Origin of the sequence: Butyrivibrio sp. Su6 (genome assembly GCF_900108105.1) — a bacterium.
Classification (GTDB): domain Bacteria; phylum Bacillota; class Clostridia; order Lachnospirales; family Lachnospiraceae; genus Butyrivibrio.
On the sequence record NZ_FNUR01000001.1, the window covers coordinates 102,162 to 123,391 of the forward strand.

17 protein-coding genes are annotated in these 21,230 nt (G+C 38.6%); 15 read left to right on the forward strand and 2 right to left on the reverse strand.

The features are described 5' to 3' along the window. Window positions 1-9: 9 nt before the first annotated feature. Complete coding sequence (hslO, locus tag C4S54_RS00345; protein ID WP_103867771.1) at window positions 10-897, reverse strand: Hsp33 family molecular chaperone HslO; 888 nt, start codon at window positions 895-897, stop codon at window positions 10-12. A gap of 195 nt (window positions 898-1,092) precedes the next feature. On the opposite strand from hslO, the gene C4S54_RS00350 reads away from it, so the two are divergent. The 12 genes from C4S54_RS00350 (at window position 1,093) to C4S54_RS00405 (ending at window position 15,762) form a co-directional block, all read left to right on the forward strand. Continuing rightward, window positions 1,093-2,814, forward strand: coding sequence for a methyl-accepting chemotaxis protein (locus C4S54_RS00350; RefSeq protein WP_103867772.1), 1,722 nt, complete (start codon window positions 1,093-1,095; stop codon window positions 2,812-2,814). Between the two features lie 104 nt (window positions 2,815-2,918). Further along, on the forward strand, window positions 2,919-3,557 hold the full coding sequence (locus C4S54_RS00355; protein WP_103867773.1) for a redox-sensing transcriptional repressor Rex: 639 nt from the start codon (window positions 2,919-2,921) through the stop codon (window positions 3,555-3,557). 15 nt (window positions 3,558-3,572) lie between these two features. After that, entirely contained in the window at window positions 3,573-4,235 is a 663-nt protein-coding gene (locus C4S54_RS00360) for a hypothetical protein (RefSeq protein WP_022773257.1), read from the forward strand. Between the two features lie 48 nt (window positions 4,236-4,283). Beyond that, window positions 4,284-5,840 carry an NAD(P)H-hydrate dehydratase gene (locus C4S54_RS00365; RefSeq protein ID WP_103867774.1) on the forward strand — a complete coding sequence of 519 codons (1,557 nt, stop codon included), beginning with the start codon at window positions 4,284-4,286 and terminating at the stop codon, window positions 5,838-5,840. Between the two features lie 9 nt (window positions 5,841-5,849). Then, on the forward strand, window positions 5,850-7,007 hold the full coding sequence (gene alr, locus C4S54_RS00370; RefSeq protein ID WP_103867775.1) for an alanine racemase: 1,158 nt from the start codon (window positions 5,850-5,852) through the stop codon (window positions 7,005-7,007). A 13-nt stretch (window positions 7,008-7,020) separates the two neighbouring features. Then, window positions 7,021-7,734 (forward strand): LytR/AlgR family response regulator transcription factor, encoded by a 714-nt coding sequence (locus C4S54_RS00375; RefSeq protein WP_146059954.1) that lies wholly within the window; start codon window positions 7,021-7,023, stop codon window positions 7,732-7,734. Further along, entirely contained in the window at window positions 7,734-9,020 is a 1,287-nt protein-coding gene (locus tag C4S54_RS00380) for an ATP-binding protein (protein WP_103867777.1), read from the forward strand. Before C4S54_RS00375 ends, C4S54_RS00380 begins: the two co-directional genes overlap by 1 nt. Window positions 9,021-9,121: 101 nt before the next feature. Next, complete coding sequence (locus C4S54_RS00385; RefSeq protein WP_103867778.1) at window positions 9,122-9,994, forward strand: alpha/beta hydrolase family protein; 873 nt, start codon at window positions 9,122-9,124, stop codon at window positions 9,992-9,994. A gap of 143 nt (window positions 9,995-10,137) precedes the next feature. Further along, window positions 10,138-10,737 carry a hypothetical protein gene (locus tag C4S54_RS00390; RefSeq protein WP_103867779.1) on the forward strand — a complete coding sequence of 200 codons (600 nt, stop codon included), beginning with the start codon at window positions 10,138-10,140 and terminating at the stop codon, window positions 10,735-10,737. A 13-nt stretch (window positions 10,738-10,750) separates the two neighbouring features. Next, complete coding sequence (locus tag C4S54_RS00395) at window positions 10,751-13,708, forward strand: glycoside hydrolase family 3 C-terminal domain-containing protein (RefSeq protein WP_103867780.1); 2,958 nt, start codon at window positions 10,751-10,753, stop codon at window positions 13,706-13,708. Window positions 13,709-13,777: 69 nt separating this feature from the next. Then, window positions 13,778-14,665 (forward strand): alpha/beta hydrolase family protein, encoded by an 888-nt coding sequence (locus C4S54_RS00400; RefSeq protein ID WP_103867781.1) that lies wholly within the window; start codon window positions 13,778-13,780, stop codon window positions 14,663-14,665. A 2-nt stretch (window positions 14,666-14,667) separates the two neighbouring features. Continuing rightward, on the forward strand, window positions 14,668-15,762 hold the full coding sequence (locus tag C4S54_RS00405) for an alpha/beta hydrolase (RefSeq protein ID WP_160110642.1): 1,095 nt from the start codon (window positions 14,668-14,670) through the stop codon (window positions 15,760-15,762). A 739-nt stretch (window positions 15,763-16,501) separates the two neighbouring features. On the opposite strand, the gene C4S54_RS16065 is transcribed toward C4S54_RS00405, so the two are convergent. Next, the gene (locus C4S54_RS16065) at window positions 16,502-17,722 is read right to left on the reverse strand and encodes a hypothetical protein (protein WP_200821025.1); all 1,221 of its coding nucleotides are present in this window, start codon (window positions 17,720-17,722) and stop codon (window positions 16,502-16,504) included. A 137-nt stretch (window positions 17,723-17,859) separates the two neighbouring features. On the opposite strand from C4S54_RS16065, the gene C4S54_RS00420 reads away from it, so the two are divergent. Genes C4S54_RS00420 through C4S54_RS00430 form a run of 3 tightly spaced genes read left to right on the forward strand, consistent with a single transcriptional unit; the run spans window position 17,860 to window position 21,199 of the window. Then, window positions 17,860-19,308 (forward strand): hypothetical protein, encoded by a 1,449-nt coding sequence (locus tag C4S54_RS00420; RefSeq protein ID WP_103867784.1) that lies wholly within the window; start codon window positions 17,860-17,862, stop codon window positions 19,306-19,308. A gap of 57 nt (window positions 19,309-19,365) precedes the next feature. Further along, window positions 19,366-20,436: a hemolysin family protein gene (locus C4S54_RS00425; RefSeq protein ID WP_103867785.1), complete on the forward strand. Its 1,071-nt coding sequence runs from the start codon at window positions 19,366-19,368 to the stop codon at window positions 20,434-20,436. A gap of 25 nt (window positions 20,437-20,461) precedes the next feature. Further along, entirely contained in the window at window positions 20,462-21,199 is a 738-nt protein-coding gene (locus C4S54_RS00430; protein WP_022773242.1) for a YebC/PmpR family DNA-binding transcriptional regulator, read from the forward strand. The last annotated feature ends 31 nt before the right edge of the window (window positions 21,200-21,230 follow it).

Genomic DNA, 21,230 nt, shown 5'->3' on the forward strand with positions numbered 1-21,230 from the left:
GAAAAGAGATTATTTTGCTTTTTCTTTGATTCTTTTAAGGTCGTCTACTGAGAATGTGTAGGCTTTATTGCAGAAGTGGCAGCGAAGCTCAACATCCTTGCCATCGTCTATCATTTCCTGAATTTCCTTTTTGCCGATGAGCATGAGAGCTCTTTCTACTCGGTCTTTGTCGCAGTTGCAATAAAAGTTAAGATCAACCTTGTCTGTAAATTCAATATCAAAGCCATCGAGAACAATTTCTAGGAGCTCTTCAGGTGTCTTGCCGGCTTTTAAGATATCTGTGACTGATGAAAACTTCTGAAGATTGAACTCAAGGTGAGTGATGGTCTGTTCATCAGCAAAGGGCAGAAGCTGAATGATAAATCCGCCTGCTGCTATAACTGAAAGACTTTCTCTTTCTACAAGAACACCAAGGCCAACTGAGGAAGGAGTCTGCTCTGATTTTGTAAAATAGTATGTGAGATCTTCAGCAACTTCGCCTGAGTAGAGGGGGACCTGACCAACATAAGGCTCTTTAAGACCCATATCCCTTATTACAGTGAGGGTTCCTTCACCGATTCCACCGCCTACATTCAGATGACCTGCTGCATTGGGCTCCATGATGACATATGGATTAACTGCGTATCCCTTTACATTACCGTGCCTGTCTGCTGTGGCAAGAACTCCTTTTAAAGGACCATCGCCGTCCATTTTTACGGTGATAAGGTCATCGTCATTATCCATCATTGTTCCCATCATAGCGGTACCTGTCATGAGTCTGCCAAGAGCAGCAGCTGCTATTGGGGAGAGATTGTGGGCTTTCCTTGCATATTCTGCCAAATCTCTGGTAGTTGCTGCGAAAGCTCTTATCTGCGCATTTCCTGCTGTTGCACGTACCATGTAATCTTTATATGACATAAGTTTATACCTCATCTTTCAAATACTAAGCTTTTCCATGATAAGTTATTTTCCATGATATGTAAACAGTAAAGCTTAATCAAAAATTAATAAAAAAAATATCGATATTACAGGAATTATAATTTGGTTTGCAATATAATAATAAATAGTAGTCTGTATTTTATATATTAGTTTTCGATTAAGCAGGAGGGATAAATGGAAGTCAAAGAAAGAAATGGTAAGCTAGTCTTAAAGCTCATTATTGCAGCTGTGCTGGCTATTATTTTTGTGGCAACTGTTTTGACTATTATAAGTGGTATTGAGATCAATAATGTATACGATACTATGGTTCAGGAAGAACTCAGGGTTGCAGCTGAACAGCTTAACAGTGAAGTGAGCAATGTCTGGGATGGTGATTGGAGCATTGCTGATGGTGCACTGTATAAGGGCGATCAGAATATCATGGAAGAATATAATGAGATCATTGAAGAGATGAAATCTCTGACAGGCATTGACTATTCTGTTTTCTATGGTAAGACCAGGCAAATAACAACTCTTGTTGATAGTAATGGCAAGAAGGCTATAGGCTATGATGTATCTGATGCTTTATATAATCAGGTTGTTGGAAACAAGTCAGAATACTATGCAAAGAGTACTCCGGCAGGAACAAGTGAAAATTATTATCTATATTATCTTCCGCTTCAGAATGATGATGGAACTGCAGTTGGTATGGTATTTGCAGGAAGAGAGAGCGATTCAGTAGATGGCAAGGTTAGAAGCATAATTATCATGATGGTTATTATTTCCGTTATTCTGGCTCTCGCTACTTCAGCAGTAGGCTATTTTGTAGCCAATACAGTATCAATAAAGATGAGAGCAATTGCAGACGAACTCGGAAATCTTTCAAAGGGTGAGCTTAAACTCAATATTGATGAGAAATCATTAAAGAGAACTGATGAGATAGGTCTTTTGGCTGATGGGGCAAAGACGCTTAGCGATAAACTTGGCGATGTCATTACAAGGACCATGGACATGTCCAATGAGCTCAAAAGGTCAGGGGCAGAACTTGCTGATTCAGCCAATCAGGCGTCAACAGCTTCAGGTCAGGTGAGTCAGGCTGTGGACGATATTTCAAAGGGCGCTGTAAATCAGGCTGAGAGTGTTGAAACAGCTGCAGGAAATACCCAGGATATTGGCAGAGATATTGAGCAGGTTGCAGATAACGTTGAACAGCTCAATTCTTATTCGGAGCAGATGAAGACTTCCTGTGAGGCAGCGATGGAAGCACTTAACAAGCTAATCGTACAGAGTACTGAGGTTCAGGAATCTGTTAAAGATATTGGAGCAACTATCGATTCAACCAACGAATCGGCAAAAGAAATCTCAAAGTTTTCAGAGGCTATTACAGAGATCGCGAGCCAGACAAATCTTTTGTCACTTAATGCTTCTATTGAGGCGGCAAGAGCCGGCGATGCAGGTAAGGGATTTGCAGTTGTTGCAACTGAGATTGGACAGCTTGCTGTACAGAGTAGTAACAGTGCGGAAGAAATAAAGAAGATTGTTGAAAAGCTTGTGGCTGATTCGGAAGCTTCCGTAGAAGTAATGCAGAGGCTGAATTCCAGCTTTGATCAGCAGTCTCAGCAGCTCGATGATACAAAGACCAACATGCAGAGCATGGCTGAAAATGTTGACAATGTGGCTGACAGTACAGGAAACATAGCAGGGTACGTTGATCAGCTTAACGCAGCAAAAGATAAGCTTGTTGAGATCATATCTGATCTTTCTGCCATTTCTGAGGAAAATGCGGCTTCTACAGAGGAAACCAATGCATCAATGCAGGAGCTCAATGCAACCTTTGCGATTATTACAGAATCGGCAGATAAACTTCAGGAACTTGCATCAAATATGACCGACGTAATAAGCTACTTTAAGCCATAACAGAGCGCTTTTTCAATTGACATATATTTAACGTGTGGCTATAATATCTTTTGTATAATTATTAACAAACACGCATATTTATATGTATTAGATAGGAGCAGCATATGGCAGAAAAAGAGATTTCTCAGGCGGTTATCGCTAGGCTTCCAAGGTATTTCAGATATCTGGGAGACCTTAAAGAGAAGGGTGTTGAGAGAATTTCATCTCAAGAACTATCAAGCATCATGAAGGTTACTGCTTCACAGATAAGACAGGACTTTAACAATTTTGGTGGCTTTGGACAGCAGGGGTACGGATATAATGTAAGCTACCTTTATGAAGAGATCAGTAAGATCCTTGGCATCGACAAACAGCACAGTTTGGTTATTATCGGTGCAGGACACCTTGGTAAAGCTATTGCAGGTTATACTAACTTTACAAGAAGAGGGTTCGTGTTTAAGGGCGCTTTTGACTGCAATCCATCACTTTACGGAACCAAGATCCGTGACGTTGAAGTAAGACCTATCGAGGAGATGGAGCAGTTTGTAAGGGACAACAACATAGAAATAGCAGTTTTGACTATTCCTAAGGATCAGGCAGTCCCAATGGCACACAAGCTCGCGCAGTGTGGCATCAAGGCTATATGGAATTTTGCTCATGTTGATCTGGAAGTTCCTGACAATATTCAGGTAGAAAATGTTCATTTATCTGACAGCTTGATGAAATTATCATATAATATTAATAGATACGAAAAAAACATTTAACAGTGAGAGAAACTGATGGCAAAGAGTGATGAAGTGTATATGTCTGCTCTTGAGGGGAAAAGTATTCCCATACTGACGCTGGATAATAAATGGCATCAGTTATTTACTCAGACAGAAATGACACCTGAGATCGAGCAGCTAGCAGATCAACTTAATGCACTCGTTGAACGTGATGGCAAGATCCGAAGCGAGACTAAGGATATCAAGAAGCTTAAGAAAAAGCTTCTTGGTGAAATTGTGCCGCTCAGAGATAAAGCCAACAAATCAGGTAATTCAGCCGCCATCGAAAAAGAAATACAGGATAGAACCAGACTTATAAATGATTGTAATGACAGACTTGATTCCCATCAGGATGAACTTCTTGATCTGTCCAGAGAGATATATGATGTTGACTATAAGCTCATGATCGAGACTATGAAGGTGTGCTATGAGACACTTCATGAGAATACAGATTATATTAAGACCATGGATGAGTGGATCTCAAAGGTCAGAATAGAGCTAAAGAAAAATGTTATACGTCTTCAGGAAACTGAAATGGAGAATTATAATCTATATTCTTATATGCATCAGATTTTCGGACCGGAAGTTATCGAGATTTTTGATCTGAAGTATGATCCTGATAGAAGACATCCAATAAGAAGACCTCTTGCAGGCGACGAGTCGGAATATGTTGAATAAATTAGGCTGCCCTTTGGCAGCCTGCTTTTATATTGGGGAGGGGCAAGAATGAAGTATGCAGTAAGCAGTCAGGAAATGAAGATCTATGACAGAAATACTTCTGAAGTTTTTGGTATTTCCAGTGAAGTATTGATGGAAAGAGCATCTCTAAAGGTTGTGGAAAAAATAGACCTATGGGCAAAAGAAAGACAGTGCCAGCGAAGATATAGAGCACTTATTTTTGCAGGTGTAGGAAATAATGGTGGCGACGGCGCTGTTATTGCAAGACTTCTTAAACAAAAGGGCTATCTTGTCACTTTGGTGGTTGTAGGGGATCCCACCAAAATGAGTGACCTTCTTCTTAAACAGCTTAAGACCTGTGAAAAATATGGGATCACAACTGACACATTTTCCAATGTGACGGGCAACCTTTACTCCTTGGAATGGGATATCATTATAGATGCATTATTCGGCATCGGATTATCAAGGAATATTACCGGGAGCTTTTTAAAGGCAGTTGAGTATATAAATGCCTGTAAGGAAGAAAAAAAGAGCGACATGCTTGTTATATCAGTTGATATACCTTCCGGTGTTAATGCTGATAACGGCAAGATTATGGGAACTGCTGTAAAAGCAGATGTCACAGTTACCTTTAACCAGGTTAAACTCGGCGAGATCCTTTATCCCGGATGTGAGTACTGCGGCAATCTTTATGTGGAAGACGTGGGAATAACTGATGATAGCTTTTTGGGAAGAGAGCCGTCAGCTTTTTACTATGATGAAAAGATAACTGAGCTTCTTCCTAAGAGACGCAAAGATGCCAACAAGGGAACCAACGGAAAAGTGCTTATAGTTGCCGGCTCCAAGAATGTCAGCGGAGCCTGCGTACTGGCAGCAAGTGCTTGCATTCGCTCAGGTGCGGGAATGGTCAAGATCATGACTGCTATTGAGAATGCAGAAATTGTTAAGTCACTTCTTCCTGAAGCTCTTATTGATGTATATGAAGATTTTGAGCCTGTGGCTGATAAGCTCATAAAGGATATTGAATGGGCAGATGCTGTGGTCATAGGGCCTGGAATCGGGATTGATATGAAGGGCGATGAGCTTCTTAGTATCGTTCTTAATAACTGTAATAAGCACCTTGTAATGGACGCAGATGCGCTTAATCTTGTGGCTATGAACAGTGAGTACAGAAGGCTTTTGGCTCATTACTCAGTTGGAGGCAGAAAACTTGTTTTAACACCCCATTTGGCAGAATTTTCAAGACTCTTTGGAAAGCCTGTCAGTGATTGCAAGGAGAATATCCTTTTTTATCCAAAAGAACTTGCAAAAGAGCTCAGATGCACTGTTGTCTGCAAGGATGCCAGAACTATAGTAAGTGACAGCAACGAGAAAAAGATATATATTAATGTGAGCGGTAATGACGGTATGGCGACTGCCGGATCAGGAGATGTTTTATCCGGCATAATAGGAGCGCTTGTGTGTCTTGAAAACACCAGTTTTGAGGCTGCGTGTCTTGGCACATATATCCATGGTGCCTGTGGTGATAATGCCGCTGCAAAGCATGGTAAATATGCTATGGTCGCATCTGATATTGCGGCTGAACTTGAAGATATACTGAGGTGAAGTTTAGAAATGTTAGAAGAATTTTCCAGAGTTTATGCCAAGATTGACTTAAAGGCAATTGATTACAATTTGGAGAGTATGAGAAAGAATATTCCTGCCGGAACCAAAATAATGGCGGTTGTTAAGACAGATGCCTATGGTCATGGAGCAGTCAGAATAGCTAAGGAGCTGGAAAACAAGGATTATATCTGGGGATATGCTGTAGCTACAGCAGAGGAAGCTTTTGAACTTAGAGATAATGCTATCAAAAAGCCTATTCTTATTTTGGGATACACTTTTTCATATGCTTATGAGAGGCTTTTGATAGAAGGTATAAGACCTGCAGTATTTAGAATAGATATGGCAAAAGAGCTTGATGCCTGTGCCAAAAAGCTCCTTGAAAGAGGCGATATTAGTAAAAAGCCTGAGATTCATATAGCTATTGATACAGGAATGTCACGTATAGGAATTACTCCGGATGAAGAGGGAGTAGAGTTTATAAAGGAAGTAGCTGCTCTTAAAAATCTGGATATTGAAGGTGTGTTCACACATTTTGCAAGGGCCGATGAAAAAGACCTTACAAATGCGAAAGAGAGAGAACTTGTATTTAAAGATTTTGTTGACAGGGCTGAGGCTGAGTGTGGAATAAAGATAAAATTACGACACTGCGCAAATAGCGCCAGCATAATATCTATTCCTGAAAGCTCAATGGATATGGTGCGCGCAGGTGTGACAATGTATGGAATGTGGCCATCAGAGGATGTTCCAAAGACAATAGTTGATCTTAAGCCTACTCTTGAACTCATCAGTCACATTGTAATGATAAAGACAGTACCTGAAGGAACGCCTGTAAGCTATGGCGGAACATTTGTAACTGAAAGACCGACTAAGATTGCTACTATACCTGTTGGATATGGTGACGGCTATCCAAGAAGTCTTTCCAATAAGGGATATGTTCTAATTGATGGCGAAAGAGCCAATATCATCGGCAGAGTATGTATGGACCAGTTTATGGTTGATGTAACACATATAGATAGTGTCAAAGAGGGAGACGAAGTTATTCTCATCGGCAAAGATACAAAATCAGGGGAAGAGATAACTGCCGAGATGCTTGGAGAGTTAAGTGGAAGATTTAACTACGAGCTTACCTGCAACATAAATAAAAGAGTTCCAAGGGTATTTGTATAAAGGAAAAGATAATTTGTACAAGATAACTATTTTGGAGGATGAGCAAAGTCAGCTTGATAAACTGCTGGGAGTCTTATCCAGATATAGCGAAGAAAATCCATCATTTGAATACAGTGTTGATACGTACGATAGAGGAATCAATCTTTTGACTTCTTATAAGCAGGATGCAGATATTCTGTTTTTGGATATCAAAGTGCCTGATATGCTTGGAATGGATGTAGCAAAAAAGATAAGACTTCGTGATGAAAATGTCATGATCATCTTTGTTACAAACCTCACTCAATATGCGGTTGAAGGGTATTCGGTCAATGCTTTTGACTATATCTTAAAACCTCTTCAGTATGCTTCTTTTTCGGCAAAACTTTCAAGAGCATTAAAGACATTGTCATACAGGAATCCCGGAGTCCTCATTGAGCTGAAAAATAAGGAATCCGGAAGGCGTGTCAGTGCAGATAACATTACTTATGTTGAGAGCTCAGGACATGATATTTTGTTTCATATGGGGCAGGAGACTGTACGGCAGTGGGGTACACTTGGCAAATATGAGCTTCTATTGGAAAAGGCCAAGTTTGCAAGATGTAATGCAAGTTTCCTTGTAAACCTTAAATATGTTGAGGTGATACGAAAGGACGATGTTATAGTAGCAGGTGAGTCAATACCCATATCAAGGGGCAAGAGAAAAGAATTTCTGTCTGCTTATGCTCAGTATAAAGGAGGTACTTTGTGATGCCGGTTTGGTATATGAATCATAGGATAAGTATTCTCCTTTTTCAGTCTGTTGTCGGAGTTTTACCTTTTGGCAGTTTTCTTGGTAAAAGAAAAAACTATGCTTTCAGATTTATTCTTGGAGCTTGTTTGGGAATAGTTTTAATAGAAATGCTCCTTGGCTTTGGCATATTAAATCTTGAGCAGCTAAGAAGCGGTATTACACGAGTAGCTGCATCTCTGCTCGTATTTTTTCTTACTATAATTGTTTGTTTTTTGGCTTATGAAGAGAATTTTTATACAGCTCTTTTCGTTGCTTCGTCAGGGTATATTGCGCAGGATATAGCAGGTACTTTCAAAACTGTATTAAAACTGATTTCTGGAATTGGCGAAATAAGTACCACCTTAAATGGGGTGCTTATTCTTGATCTTTTAGTCTACGGGTCTATATATTTGGTTTTGTTTGTCATGTTCAGACCCTTTACCAGAAAAAGGGAGAGTATATTCCATAATAAGGAAAAGGCTATATTTTCGGCTGTGGCGCTTGTTTTCTGTATTGGAATGGCGCGCCTTTCTCAGGACAATTATGATAGGAATTCTCTTGCGGTTGGAGCGGAGGCTGTCTATCAGATATTATGTGATTTCTTTATTCTGTTATTACAGTTTGGTGTCATGGAAAGAGTTGAACTCCGAAATGGTGTTGATACTATGAAAGAACTCATGCATCAGCAGTATGATCAGATGAAACGCAGTAAAGAGAGTATAGAACTTGTTAATGAAAAGTATCATGATCTGAAAGGCTTTCTTGATGGCTATGATATTGAGCTTCCAAAAGACCAGCTTCGTGCTTTGAAAAAGAAAATTGAAAAGTACGAGGAATTTGTAAGTACCGGAAACCATATCCTTGATGTGGTCATAGCTGAGAAAAAAGAAGTATGCAGTAAAGAAAATATAGAGCTTACGACTCTTGTAAATGGTGCAGAGCTTTCTTTTATGGATGATGTTGATGTATACAGTCTTTTCGGAAATGCTTTCAATAATGCTATCCATGCGACAAAAAAGCTTCCCGAAGATGAGAGATTCATCACACTTACAGTTTCAAGTGGTGGAGGTACAACAACCATACATATTGAAAATTCCTTTGATGGGAAGGTTATCATGGAAAATGGTATGCCTAAGAGCCAGCGAGATCCAAGATATCATGGTTTTGGAATGAGGAGTATGGAGCGTATAGTTAAAAAGTATGATGGAACTATCGCTGTGAAGACAGAAGATAAGGTATTTAATCTTGATATCATTATGCTTTAATTGAAAATTATGATGTAGAATGTACTGATTGTGCGGTTCGTCTTTAGACGAATCGCATTTTTTGTTACTTTTCTTATAAAAAATGTTGGAGGTATTTTTTTATGAAAAAGTTAGGGATGGTAGCTATGGCTATATTGCTGGGAGCATCAGTTTTGGCAGGGTGCGGAAAGAATTCAGCGACTGTAAATGAATCCGCAGCTGCATCAAGTGAGAGTATTTCAGTTACTGCTGAAGAATTTGACCTTACAAGCGATGGAAAGAAGATTTATGGCATGATGTACAAACCTGAGGATGGTAAGGAAAAGCATCCCACAGTGGTTTTGTGTCATGGTTATAACACAAATGCTGATATGCTTGACGGTTATGGAAAGTCATGGGCTAAAAAGGGTTACCTTTGCTACGCATTTGATTTTTGCGGTGGAAGTATTGGATCAAGATCTGAAGGTTCAAGTCTTGATATGAGTGTACTTACGGAAGTTCAGAATTTATCAGATGTTATGGATCAGCTTTTGGCACTTGATTATGTTGATTCTTCAAATTTCTTTTTAATGGGCCAGAGCCAGGGAGGATTCGTTGCGGCTCTTACTGCAGCAAAGAGGGCTGAAGAGGTAAAAGCACTTGTTTTATATTTCCCTGCACTTTCAATTCCAGAAGGACGCAGAGCTCTTTACAGTTCTTTGGACGAAGTTCCCGATGAAGAAGAAATTATGGGGATGACAATCGGAAGAAAGTATACAGAGGATGCATTTAATCTCGACGCCTATGAAGAAATATCCAAATATCACGGTGATGTTCTTATCTGCCATGGAGACAAGGATCAGGTAGTTGATCTTAGTTATTCAGAAAAGGCTGTTGAAGTATACGATCATGCTGAACTTAAAGTGATTGAGTACGCCGAGCATGGTTTCCAGGCAAAAACTGCAAAAAAAGCAACAGAGTATACTCTTGAGTTTTTGGATGCTCATTTGGATTGATAAATAGAAAAAGGTCAATGATTTTTTTGTACAGCAAATTATGATGTGAGAAATACCATTTTTGATGTACGTATGTAAATGAAAATTTGTAGATGTTAAATTGTGAAAAGTAAAAAACATATAATTCTTGGAGGAAATCAAAAATGAAAAAAGTTTCAAAGTTTTTAGCAGTTCTTATGGCTCTTGTAATGACTTGTGCAAGTCTTACAGCGTGTGGAAGCTCAGCTTCTCTTAGCAAGGCATTTACTTGCGGCAACTCTTTTTACATCGATGCTATCGGCTGGTACAGCAGTGATGTAGTAACTCTTAAGGTTAACAGCGACAACACATATGAGCTCACATATCAGGAGCACATTTTTGGAACAACAGATCCTGGAGTTAAGGGACTTAGAACAGTTGTTTATACAGGTAAGTGCACATCAGCAGCTTCAGCAGATGGTTGGGCAACTCATGTCGACTATACACTTCAGCCTGCTGACAGAATATATTTCGAACAGCATGAAAAAGGATACGGCAGAAGCAATATTGCAGGTCACTGCGTTCTTGATACAGCAAACTGGACAGACGATATGAAGGAAATTGTTGATCCTGAGAATGGTGCTATGGATGGAAAAGAATTCCTTTCAAAGTATGCTGAGACACTTACTATCACAGTTGAGGATCCTTCACTTGATCCTGAAGATGTAAGTCTTGGATACAGAATTATCACAATGCCAGAGATTAAGCTCATAACAGAGGCTTGATGGAGGATTTATTTTGAAGAAGAAAAAGAATGTACTTTGGGTAGTCCTTAGTATTGTTTTTACGCTTTTCTTCCTTATCACATTGATTGGTGGCCCCATTGCCAACAACTACTCCCAGATCATAAATATGGTCCTGGGAGTAGAAGGGTCTAAAGTCATAGGTGACGAAGGAATTACATATTTTGAGCCTGATTACACAAGTGATCAGCAGGTTGACGAAGGACAGAAGGTGGTAGAAAGCGTTGTTGCAAATGGCGCAGTTCTACTTATGAATAAAGACAATGCCCTTCCTCTTAAGTCAGGTGACAAGATCACATTGGCTAGTATTAATTCATCTAAATTTGTTTATGGTGGGACCGGTTCAGGTGGAATGAACACTGATGGTGTTGACAGCCTTAAGGATGCACTTGAAAAAGATGGATTTGAAGTTAATCCAACCATGTGGTCTTTTTATACAGAAGGCGCTGGCAAGGAGTATGGAAGAATTCTTGCTTCAGGAAGTTTGAACAACTATATCTTTGAAAATAGCGAGTTCAAGGTTAATGAAGTACCTGTCAGCAAATATTCAAGTAATGAATGGGATTCAATTAAAAGCTATGGTGATGCAGCTGTAGTTGTTTTTTCAAGAGTGTGCGGCGAAGGAGCCGATCTTCCATGGTATGGAGCAGGAGATGCTGATGGTAATATCCTGCAGCTTTCCAAGGATGAAAAAGATCTTTTAGCTAAACTTTCAGAGCTTAAGGCAAACGGATCTTTAAAGAAGATTGTAGTTCTTTTGAACGCTGCAAATGCGATTGAGCTTGATTTTCTCAATCCTGATATATGCGGAGTTGATTATGGAATTGATGCCTGTATGTGGATTGGAGAAGTAGGTCAGGGAATCAGTGCAGTTGGAGAACTTTTGAATGGTACAGTTAATCCATCGGGTAAACTGGTAGATACCTATTGCTATGATAACCTCACTTCACCTGCGCTTCAGAATGCCCATGCAACATCTTATACAAATTCTAAGGCAAAAGGATTATCTTTTTCCGAAGGTAACAATGAGTATTATGTTGCATATCAGGAAGGCATTTATGTGGGTTACCGTTACTATGAGACTCGTTATGAAGATGTAGTAATGGGCACTGAAAATGTTGGTGAATATGATTATGCGTCTACAGTTGCATATCCTTTCGGGTATGGACTTAGCTATAGCGATATCTCTTATGATAGTATCGCAATGGAAGAAGATAGTGATAATCTGAAATTTACTGTTAATGTAAGCAATAGTTCAAACGTAGACGGAAGAGAAGCTGTACAGATCTATATGCAGTCACCATATACCGATTATGATAGGTTAAATGGTGTAGAGAAGGCTTCCGTTGAGCTTGTAGGATTTACTAAGGTAGATGTACCTGCAGGTGGAAGTGCTGTTGCAGAAATAACAGTTCCGAAGACTGAACTTAGAGCTTATGATGCAAATACAGCAGGAACCTATATTTTGGATGCCGGTGATTACTATTTCACGTCAGCAAATGGTTCACATGAAGCGTTAAATAATATTCTGGCAGCAAAAGACTATACAGTAGAAAATGGCATGACTTCTGATGGTAATAGAGATATGGTTTGCCAGTACAATGTTCCTGTTCAGGATAACACTGTTTTTGCTACAGCTATAACAGGAAACGAGATTCAGAACCAGTTAGACCATGCAGACCTCAATAGAAGGGAAGGCGATAATGGTGATGGTATCGTTTATCTGACAAGATCTGACTGGGAAGGAACAATGCCTGTTGCTAACATTACAAATGGTAGCTATGAGGCAGCTTACAAGATGCCTGCATCTGATGACATGGTTGCTCAGATGAACGAAGTTTATACAAAGAATACTGATGGTGAAATGCCTGTTGTTGGTAAGGAAGGAAATCTTAATCTTGCCCAGTTTGTAGGTGTTCCAATTGATGGAAGCATTGGAATTGATGGTGAGACTTACACATGGGATGATCTTGTTGATCAGGTTTCTTTTAACGAAATGGCAAAGCTTATTGGCCAGACATATCATTCTACAGCTCCTGTAGCTTCAGTATCAAAGCCTGCTACAAAGGATGAGAATGGTCCACAGGGTATTACGGCTACACTTACAGGTGGCGGATCTTCTACAAGTTATACTTCTGAAGATCTTATGGCTGCATCATTTGATGCTGAAGTAGCAACAGCTGTTGGCCGCAGCATGGGTAATGATTGTCTTCTTGCAAATGGTAAAGCATATTCAGGAATTTATGGTCCTGGTGTAAATATTCACAGAACACCATACAGTGGTAGAAACTTTGAATATTATTCAGAGGATCCGTTTATTTCAGGTAAGACATGTTCTGCTGAGGTATCAGGAATTCAGAGTAAAGGTGTATACGTTTATATGAAGCACTTTGCTCTTAATGATCAGGAAACAGCCAGAGATGGTATCTGTGTATGGACAAATGAGCAGGCGGCCAGAGAACTTTATCTTCAGGCCTTTGAGTACCCTGTAGTTGAAGCATCTGCTTATTGCGTGATGACCGGCTTTAACAGACTTGGTTGCGTTTGGGCAGGTGGAGATTATGGTCTCATTACAGGAATTCTTCGCGGAGAGTGGGGAATGCCCGGATTTGTGCTGACTGACTTCTCAAACAACAACAATTACATGGATGTATTAAATGGTCTTATGGCAGGCGGAGATGGCTGGGATTGCAACGATGGTGCAAAGTGGACGCAGAAGCTTGTTGAATACAAGGATGATCCTACAGTTGTTGCAGCGATGAAGGAAGCTACTAAGCACATCCTTTATACGACAGCCAATTCAAATGCAATGAACGGTGTTTCTGCAAACATGCAGGTTGTAGAAGTTGTCACATGGTGGCAGATACTTATAATCGTTCTCGATGTTGTATTTGGAATCCTTGCAGCATTTAGTATATTCATGCTTGTTCGCAGTATTAAAAAGAATAAATAATATAATATGAATTAAAAGTCTCAAAAATGTAATTTTTGGGACTTTTAGTTTAAATATTGGGGTGAAAACATGAAAAAAGGAAATTGGGTAGTTTTATTTTTAGTTATAGTATTCATTTCGTTTAACAGTATGGCTTGTGGCAGCAAAGCATCACCAGAAAATTCAAAGGCAGCAAAAGCAAATACTCCTTGGTTTACAGAGGGGAGAAGTCTTGAGAAGAATGATGATTTTGAATCTACTGAATATTACTTGGAAAATAGCGTGACAGGACGACATATCTATTCAGTTGAAACGAAACCAACTGGAATTGCTGATGGTGAAAAAGTACCGGTTGTTATATATACACATGGTCAAAGTGGTTATGCTACAAATTTTTATGCCATATATTCAAGACTTGCGAAGGAAAAGATAGCTGCTTTTTCTTTTGAATGTTGTGGTGGAAATAAAAGCGGAGCGAAAAGCGAGGGAAGTAAGCTGTTTCCAGCTCATTACACATCAAGAATGACTGATCTTGAGACTGTACTTGCCAAGGTGAAAACATTGGATTATGTAGACACCGATAGGATTTTTTTATTTGGTGAAAGCTACGGAGGAGTAACATCTTCATTTGTTGCTGCAAGTCATAATGAAATAGCAGGACTTATTCTTTTGTCAACTGGAATAAATGAGCAAATGATGGCGCGAGAAGAGGATGATGAAACATATATTCCCGAAAATGATTCCGATGAACCATTCGAAAAGATAAAAGGATATACCGGGGATGTAATATTATTTAATGGCGAGCAGGACTTTGCATATGAGGGCGGAAAGAATCAGATTGATGCCTATAATAAACGAAGCGAAGGAAGTGCAGTCTTTTATTCTTTGCCTAATTCAGGACACAGCTATTCAGAACTTGATGATGCGGGTAAGGAATTTGTCATTACGACTATGATTGATTTTATTGGGGAGAGATGAATATGAGAAAAGGTATTACTATAGCAATTTGTTTAGCAATGACTATTGTTTCTGTTGTTGGGTGTGGGAAAGAATCAGTCCAGCAAAGCAGTGCACAAGAGATTGATATAACAACATATTATGATAGACATAAATTTCCTGAGGAAAAGTTAAATGAAACTGAGACTCTTATTACTTCGCCGGCGGGGAGTATTCTGAGTACAGATACAAAATTTGTCAAATATGATTTGATGGATTCAAAGTGTGATAAAAAAGGCAGAATTGAAAAAGTTGAATACTCTACTGATGTGTATGAAGATGGGAAAACATATGATAAATATGTGAATGTTTATCTGCCAAGTGATTATGATGAAAACAGGACAGAACCTTATAATGTGCTCTATTTTCAGCACGGAAATAAGCTTTCCAATGATTATTTTTTACAGGAAGAGTATAAAAACCGTTTAGATAATCTTTTTGCATCCGGAAAAGTAGACCCGGTAATTCTGGTATTTACTACTTATTATCTTGAGCCTGATAAGGCAGATGAAATAAGGAAGACTGAGCCGGACGCCCCTGCTGGAGATGGAAACTATACCGGGGTACCTGCTAATTTTTGGAAAGAAGTCGTAGAAGATATAATTCCGACGGTAGAGGCAAAATATAATACATATACAGAAAGCTTTGACCAGGATGGGCTTATTGCGTCAAGAGATCATAGAGGTTTTTCCGGTTATTCACGTGGAAGCTGTTGTACATGGTATATGTTCCATTCAGCTCTTCCGTATTTTAAGTGGTGGGCTCCTATGAGTGCAAGTTGCGTAGCCGGAAAGCAGATAAGCGAAAATCCTACTGATGAGGAGGCTTATCAGTATTTGAAGGAAGCGGTAGATGATAATCCGGATATGGATTTCTTTATATATGTTGGAAGTGGTGGTCCCACAGATGCTGGTTCACTTAGAACACAGATGGCATATTTTGAAAAGCAGCCAATTTTCTCATATGGTGATGATCCAAAGACTAACAATTTGTACTATGTTCTTTCTAATTTTGAGCACGGAGATCTTTATGCACCTTATTATTACTACAATAGCTTGCAGGTGTTTTTTAAAAACTAAACTATACTTTTTTGAGAGTGGCATGCGCCTTGCTTTCTTTCATGAGAGTTTGAAATTTTTTCTGTAAATAGGAATCTTCTATGATAATTTAGATTTATGAGGGGGCAATCAGATTGGTTGCCTCCTTTATTGACTATACAATCAGCATATTTATAAGTCAAATACTAATTGGTTTTTGTAAGAAGATGTTGTAAGACTTTGAATGTGATTTTATTTTCCAGGATAACGCAGGATTATGCGTAAATGGAATGAACGAAATTCTGCCTATATCAAGGAATTTGCGAATGGTGGCAGTTGATTTATTGGGTGGTATTCTGCCTAAATCAAAGGGATAGGGAATAAAGGCAGTTAATTTTATAGCAGTTGTTCTGCCTATATTGTAAAAGAGCGTTAGGGAGGCAGAAAGATATGGCTTAAATTCAATGCCTATATTTATGAAAAGTAAAATATAGGCAGAACCAGACATTTAAAAAGCACTGCCTCTATTTAAGAAAAAAATAATATAGGCAGAACCGGACATCTAAAATACACTGCCTATATTACAAGAAATAGAATAGTAGCAGAACAAAAGCTACAAGAAGGTTATATCCGAATATAACTGAGTATGACTCATATGTATTCCGAAATAACCTCTTTATAACTGTGGTATTATCTAATTTACAGAGATTTTTTCAAACTCTCTCTTTCATGTTTATTCAAAACAGAAAACAAGGCGCATTATTTCATCTTAACTGTCTATTTATGAAAATTTCCGTTTAGCTTTATCGTACTGGACATTTATTTCTTGGAGAGCAGCAGTGTCACCGTCCATGTTATCAGGATGGTAGAGCTTTACGAGAGACTTGTATTTTTTGTCAACGCTTTCTTTTGTAGTACAACCGGCAAAGAAGTCGAATGAACTTGATGTAGCTTGTGTAGCGCTACCATTAGTGTTCTTATTGTATTTTGAATTATTGTATCTTTTGCCATTGCCTGAGTTATTATAGTCATACTCGTCATTATCTATATCATCGTAATTATCATCAGACTCGTCATCGTAGTCTACATCATCTTCTCCATATGTATCACTTTCATCATAGTCTTCATCGTAATCTACATCGTCATCTTCATCATTGTATTCTTCATCGTAGTTCTCGTCATAATCTTCATCGTCGTAGCCTTCGTCATCGTAATCTTCTTCATCATAATCCTCGTATTCGTAGTCCTCATCTTCATAATCATCATCTTCATCTTCATAGAATGAGGCTCTTTTACTGCGGCGATGATCGTGTTCATCCTCGGAATCGGCATAGGATTTGTTCTTGAGCCATTTCTCATAGTCTTTTTCATAATGTCTTTTGCCTGCATCAGGGAAAAGATGGTAATAGCGGTCAAGGGCCTGAGTCACAAAACCTTTACCAATAAAGGCTCTTAAAACGTAAATTGCAGCATCTGCAATGATACAGAAGAAAATAATTCTACTAAATGACATGAATACTGAGATGGAAAGAAGAATTGTTCCAACCGGGATTATCATTATGATGGTAAGTATCAAAAGAAAAATATAAAGAGGAGCACCTTTATATGAGTAAACCGATTCAATCCACCAGGTTTTGATATCGTTGTAAAAGGAAGTAACAACGTAGTTATTTTTTGCAAAACTGCTATTAGCCTCTTTTACCATCTCTTCCGGAATGTTTAGGTCACTGCCCTGTATGTCAAGGGAGTGGGGCGCCTGAATCTGAGGATCAGGGCCGGCTCCTATAGATAATAGCCCGAAGTTTCCTCCAAAGAGCAGAAACACGTTTATACATAGTAATAGAAAAAATGAAATTGATGTAACAGGAAGAATACAGAAAAACAGCTTAAGAAATCTGACATAAGCTTTTATAAACCAGGAAAGCATTGAGAAAAATGCTTTTAATACTGAAACAACAATACTTGAGATGGCATTAACGGCCATCATTAAAAAAGAAACCATAATTACTAAAACTCCTTACCCTAAATCCCCACACAAAGAAAATTTTATATGAAAAACGAAAAGGTGTCGAGAGTCTTGAAGAAGTCTCTTTTAAATGATAAGGTTAAAGGTGGCGTTTAGCCGGAAAAGGTGGGTGTATGAAAATAGTAAAGAAGCTTTTGGAAAAATATCCATGGATAAAATATTTGGCAGGGCTGGTTCCTTTTATTCTTGCATGCATAGGTTATGCACAGTCCGGGGAGATGAATGTATTTCAGGTAATCTATGCTGCTATAGCAATCTATTTTGTAAATCCTGTTTGTGACTATGAAACTCCAATCATTTTGTTTGCTAAAATAGCTGCCGTTGTAGTTACAGCTGGAATTATTTTGAGCTTTGTGAAATATGCTTTTTACAAGATTGAGCATTTCTTTTCAAGGTTTTCAAAGGATGCAACAGTAGTTTACACAGACAATGAACTTGGAAGGGCGCTTGGAAGTACTTTGAAGCATGGTTATGTTGTTGATGGACTTTCAAAGCCTGAGAGAGTAAAGAATCATATTCTTATGCTTTCAGATGATGCAGAGAGCATAAGATTTGTCAGCCAGAATGCTAAGGCTTTATCCAATAAGAATGTATACATGATGATGAACGGTCTTGATTCATCACTTTTAGGGGCTGGCAATCTTATTAATACCCAGATGCATTTCTTTAATGTTAATGACCTTATGGCAAGAGATTTTTGGAAAAAGAATAATCTATATGAACACAGGGATGAAAACTACAAAATTGCTATAGTTGGTTCAGGTGATATAGCTTTTGCCATTTTTAAATATGGCTATCTGAATAATATTTACAGCTTAAAGCATTCATTTGAGTATCATATCTGGGGCATGGAAGGCTCAAGAGCAGACTTTTTGAAGAATCTTTCTACTGAGAATAATGATAAGATCATTGTTCATGAGAATCCATGGGATATGGATATGGACGTCCTTATTGACATGGACAGGCTGATCTATACTGAAAAAGAGGACCAGATTGATTTTATCCAAAAGGTTCTTTATGTTAATCCTCTTGCTGAGATTTATTGCTATTCTGATGAAAAGATAAGTTATACGGATATTTATGGATCAGATAAGATCATGGTATTTGGTGATATGGAGAACATTCTCACTGAGGATAATGTCAAGAGTGAAAAGCTCTATAGACAGGGTAAGCTCTTTAACTATGACTACGCACTTAGATACAGCAACAGGACTGCGCCTTCTGATTATGAAAAAGAAATGGAAGACGAATGGAAGAAACTTGATGGATTTAAGAAGAGTTCAAGCATAGCAAGAGCAGATCATTATTGGATTGAAAAACGCCTAAAAAATGATGGCATTATGGATGAGGACAGTGAGGATGCCTGGAGAATCGAGCATATCAGATGGAGCAGATTCCACCTTGTTAATCATTGGTCTTTTGCTGAAAAAAGGGATAACAGCCGCAGAAAGCACAATCTTCTTATTCCTTATGAAAATCTTCCTTTGTCGGAAAAAGAGAAGGATGGAATTTATGACAGCACAATAAAGGCAGAAATTGACAGGCTTGATAGAGAAAACTAAAATGTGTTATAGTTTAATTTGATATTATGCGTCTTTTTGCAGGTAGGAGGATTGATTATGGACGAAGGCTTGCCTTCTGTCATTTTAATTGTAGTACTTATAGTTCTTTTTATTGATATACTTATTCATTCCATTTTCCGCGCTGTATGGCACTTTAAGGGCGATGAAATGGAAAAAGAAGAGAATATCAGGGTATTTAAGTTTTTTAATGATGATGCCACAAGTATTGAAGGCTTTCTTATCAATGTTTTTTATAAAGCTATACTATATTTGTGCGGAGACAGAGGTGATGCCAGCCTTTCTGATGTGACTGAGGAAGAGATCAAGTCCATGGTTACAGAAGGTCAGGAACACGGTGTTATCCTTGAATCGGAAGCGGATATGATCTCCAATATTTTTGAGCTCTCAGATAAGGAAGCTCAGGATATCATGACAAACAGAAATGCTATGGTGGCTATCGATGCAAACATGACCCTGAAAGAAGCTGTTAACTTCATGATGGAGACCAATAACAGCAGATTCCCTGTATATCTTGATGATATCGACCACATAATTGGCATAATGCATATAAGAGATGCCATGAAAAAGCTCTCAGAGGAAACAGATGAGGAACTTCCTATAAGGAAGATAAAAGGCCTTCTTCGTCAGCCTAAATTTGTACCTGAGACAAGGAATATTGATTCTCTTTTTCATAGCATGCAGTCATCTAAAACTCAGATGGTCATAGTAATTGATGAATATGGCCAGACTGCAGGACTTGTGTCTATGGAGGATATCTTAGAGGAGATAGTAGGAAATATCCTTGATGAATATGATGAGGATGAGAACTATATAAAGCCTACCAAGAACAGAGGCGAATTTATCGTCGATGGTATGACTCCTTTAGAAGTCCTTGAAAAGAAATTTGAGATCTCTTTTGAGGATTCTGAGTTTGAAACAATAAACGGTTATCTTATTTCCAAATTGGACAGGATACCGGAAAGTGACGAAGAATTTGATACTTCAGTTGAAGGCTATAATTTCAAGATTCTCTCTGTACAGAATCATATGATCCAAAGTGTTCTTATGACCAAGCTTCCGGAAGATGAGGCAGGCAGTGAGGAAAAAGAATTAGAAATAGCAAAATAGTTAATTATTATGAAAGGAAGTTTTTATGTCAGGACATTCAAAATTTGCTAACATCAAGCACAAAAAAGAAAAGAATGATGCAGCAAAGGGAAAGATTTTTACTATTATCGGTAGAGAAATTGCCGTTGCAGTAAAGGAAGGCGGACCAGATCCAGCTAACAACTTTAAGCTTGCACAGGTTATTGCAAAGGCTAAGGCAAACAACATGCCTAACGATACAATTGATCGTGGAATCAAGAAGGCATCAGGTGCTGACGGAGCAGTTGATTACAAGAATATTACTTATGAAGGATATGGCCCTGGCGGAACAGCTATCATTGTAGAGGCACTTACAGACAACCAGAACAGAACAGCTTCAAACGTTAAGAGTGCATTCACTAAGGGAAATGGTAACGTTGGAACACCTGGATGTGTATCTTACATGTTCGATAAGAAAGGTCAGATCATTATCGATAAGGAAGAGTGCAAAATGTCTTCTGATGACCTTATGATGCTTGTTCTTGATGCAGGCGCTGATGATTTCAATGAGGAAGAGGATAGCTATGAAATCCTTACTTCTCCTGAGAATTTCCAGCCTGTAGTTGAGGCACTCGGCAGAGAGAATGTTGAGTCTGTTTCAGCAGAAGTAACAATGATTCCTCAGAACTACGTATCTGTAACAGATGCTGATACAGTTAAGTACCTTCAGAGAATCCTTGATCTTCTTGATGAGGACGATGATGTTCAGGCTGTTTACCATAACTGGGAAGAGGCAGACGAATAATTATTATTTTTAATATTTGATAGGCGGGGGG

Coding starts and splice junctions, on each gene's coding strand:
- hslO (WP_103867771.1), bottom strand. CDS start 897: ATGTCATATAAAGATTACATGGTACGTGCAACAGCAGGAAATGCGCAG.
- C4S54_RS00350 (WP_103867772.1), top strand. CDS start 1,093: ATGGAAGTCAAAGAAAGAAATGGTAAGCTAGTCTTAAAGCTCATTATT.
- C4S54_RS00355 (WP_103867773.1), top strand. CDS start 2,919: ATGGCAGAAAAAGAGATTTCTCAGGCGGTTATCGCTAGGCTTCCAAGG.
- C4S54_RS00360 (WP_022773257.1), top strand. CDS start 3,573: ATGGCAAAGAGTGATGAAGTGTATATGTCTGCTCTTGAGGGGAAAAGT.
- C4S54_RS00365 (WP_103867774.1), top strand. CDS start 4,284: ATGAAGTATGCAGTAAGCAGTCAGGAAATGAAGATCTATGACAGAAAT.
- alr (WP_103867775.1), top strand. CDS start 5,850: ATGTTAGAAGAATTTTCCAGAGTTTATGCCAAGATTGACTTAAAGGCA.
- C4S54_RS00380 (WP_103867777.1), top strand. CDS start 7,734: ATGCCGGTTTGGTATATGAATCATAGGATAAGTATTCTCCTTTTTCAG.
- C4S54_RS00385 (WP_103867778.1), top strand. CDS start 9,122: ATGAAAAAGTTAGGGATGGTAGCTATGGCTATATTGCTGGGAGCATCA.
- C4S54_RS00390 (WP_103867779.1), top strand. CDS start 10,138: ATGAAAAAAGTTTCAAAGTTTTTAGCAGTTCTTATGGCTCTTGTAATG.
- C4S54_RS00400 (WP_103867781.1), top strand. CDS start 13,778: ATGAAAAAAGGAAATTGGGTAGTTTTATTTTTAGTTATAGTATTCATT.
- C4S54_RS00405 (WP_160110642.1), top strand. CDS start 14,668: ATGAGAAAAGGTATTACTATAGCAATTTGTTTAGCAATGACTATTGTT.
- C4S54_RS16065 (WP_200821025.1), bottom strand. CDS start 17,722: ATGGTTTCTTTTTTAATGATGGCCGTTAATGCCATCTCAAGTATTGTT.
- C4S54_RS00420 (WP_103867784.1), top strand. CDS start 17,860: ATGAAAATAGTAAAGAAGCTTTTGGAAAAATATCCATGGATAAAATAT.
- C4S54_RS00425 (WP_103867785.1), top strand. CDS start 19,366: ATGGACGAAGGCTTGCCTTCTGTCATTTTAATTGTAGTACTTATAGTT.
- C4S54_RS00430 (WP_022773242.1), top strand. CDS start 20,462: ATGTCAGGACATTCAAAATTTGCTAACATCAAGCACAAAAAAGAAAAG.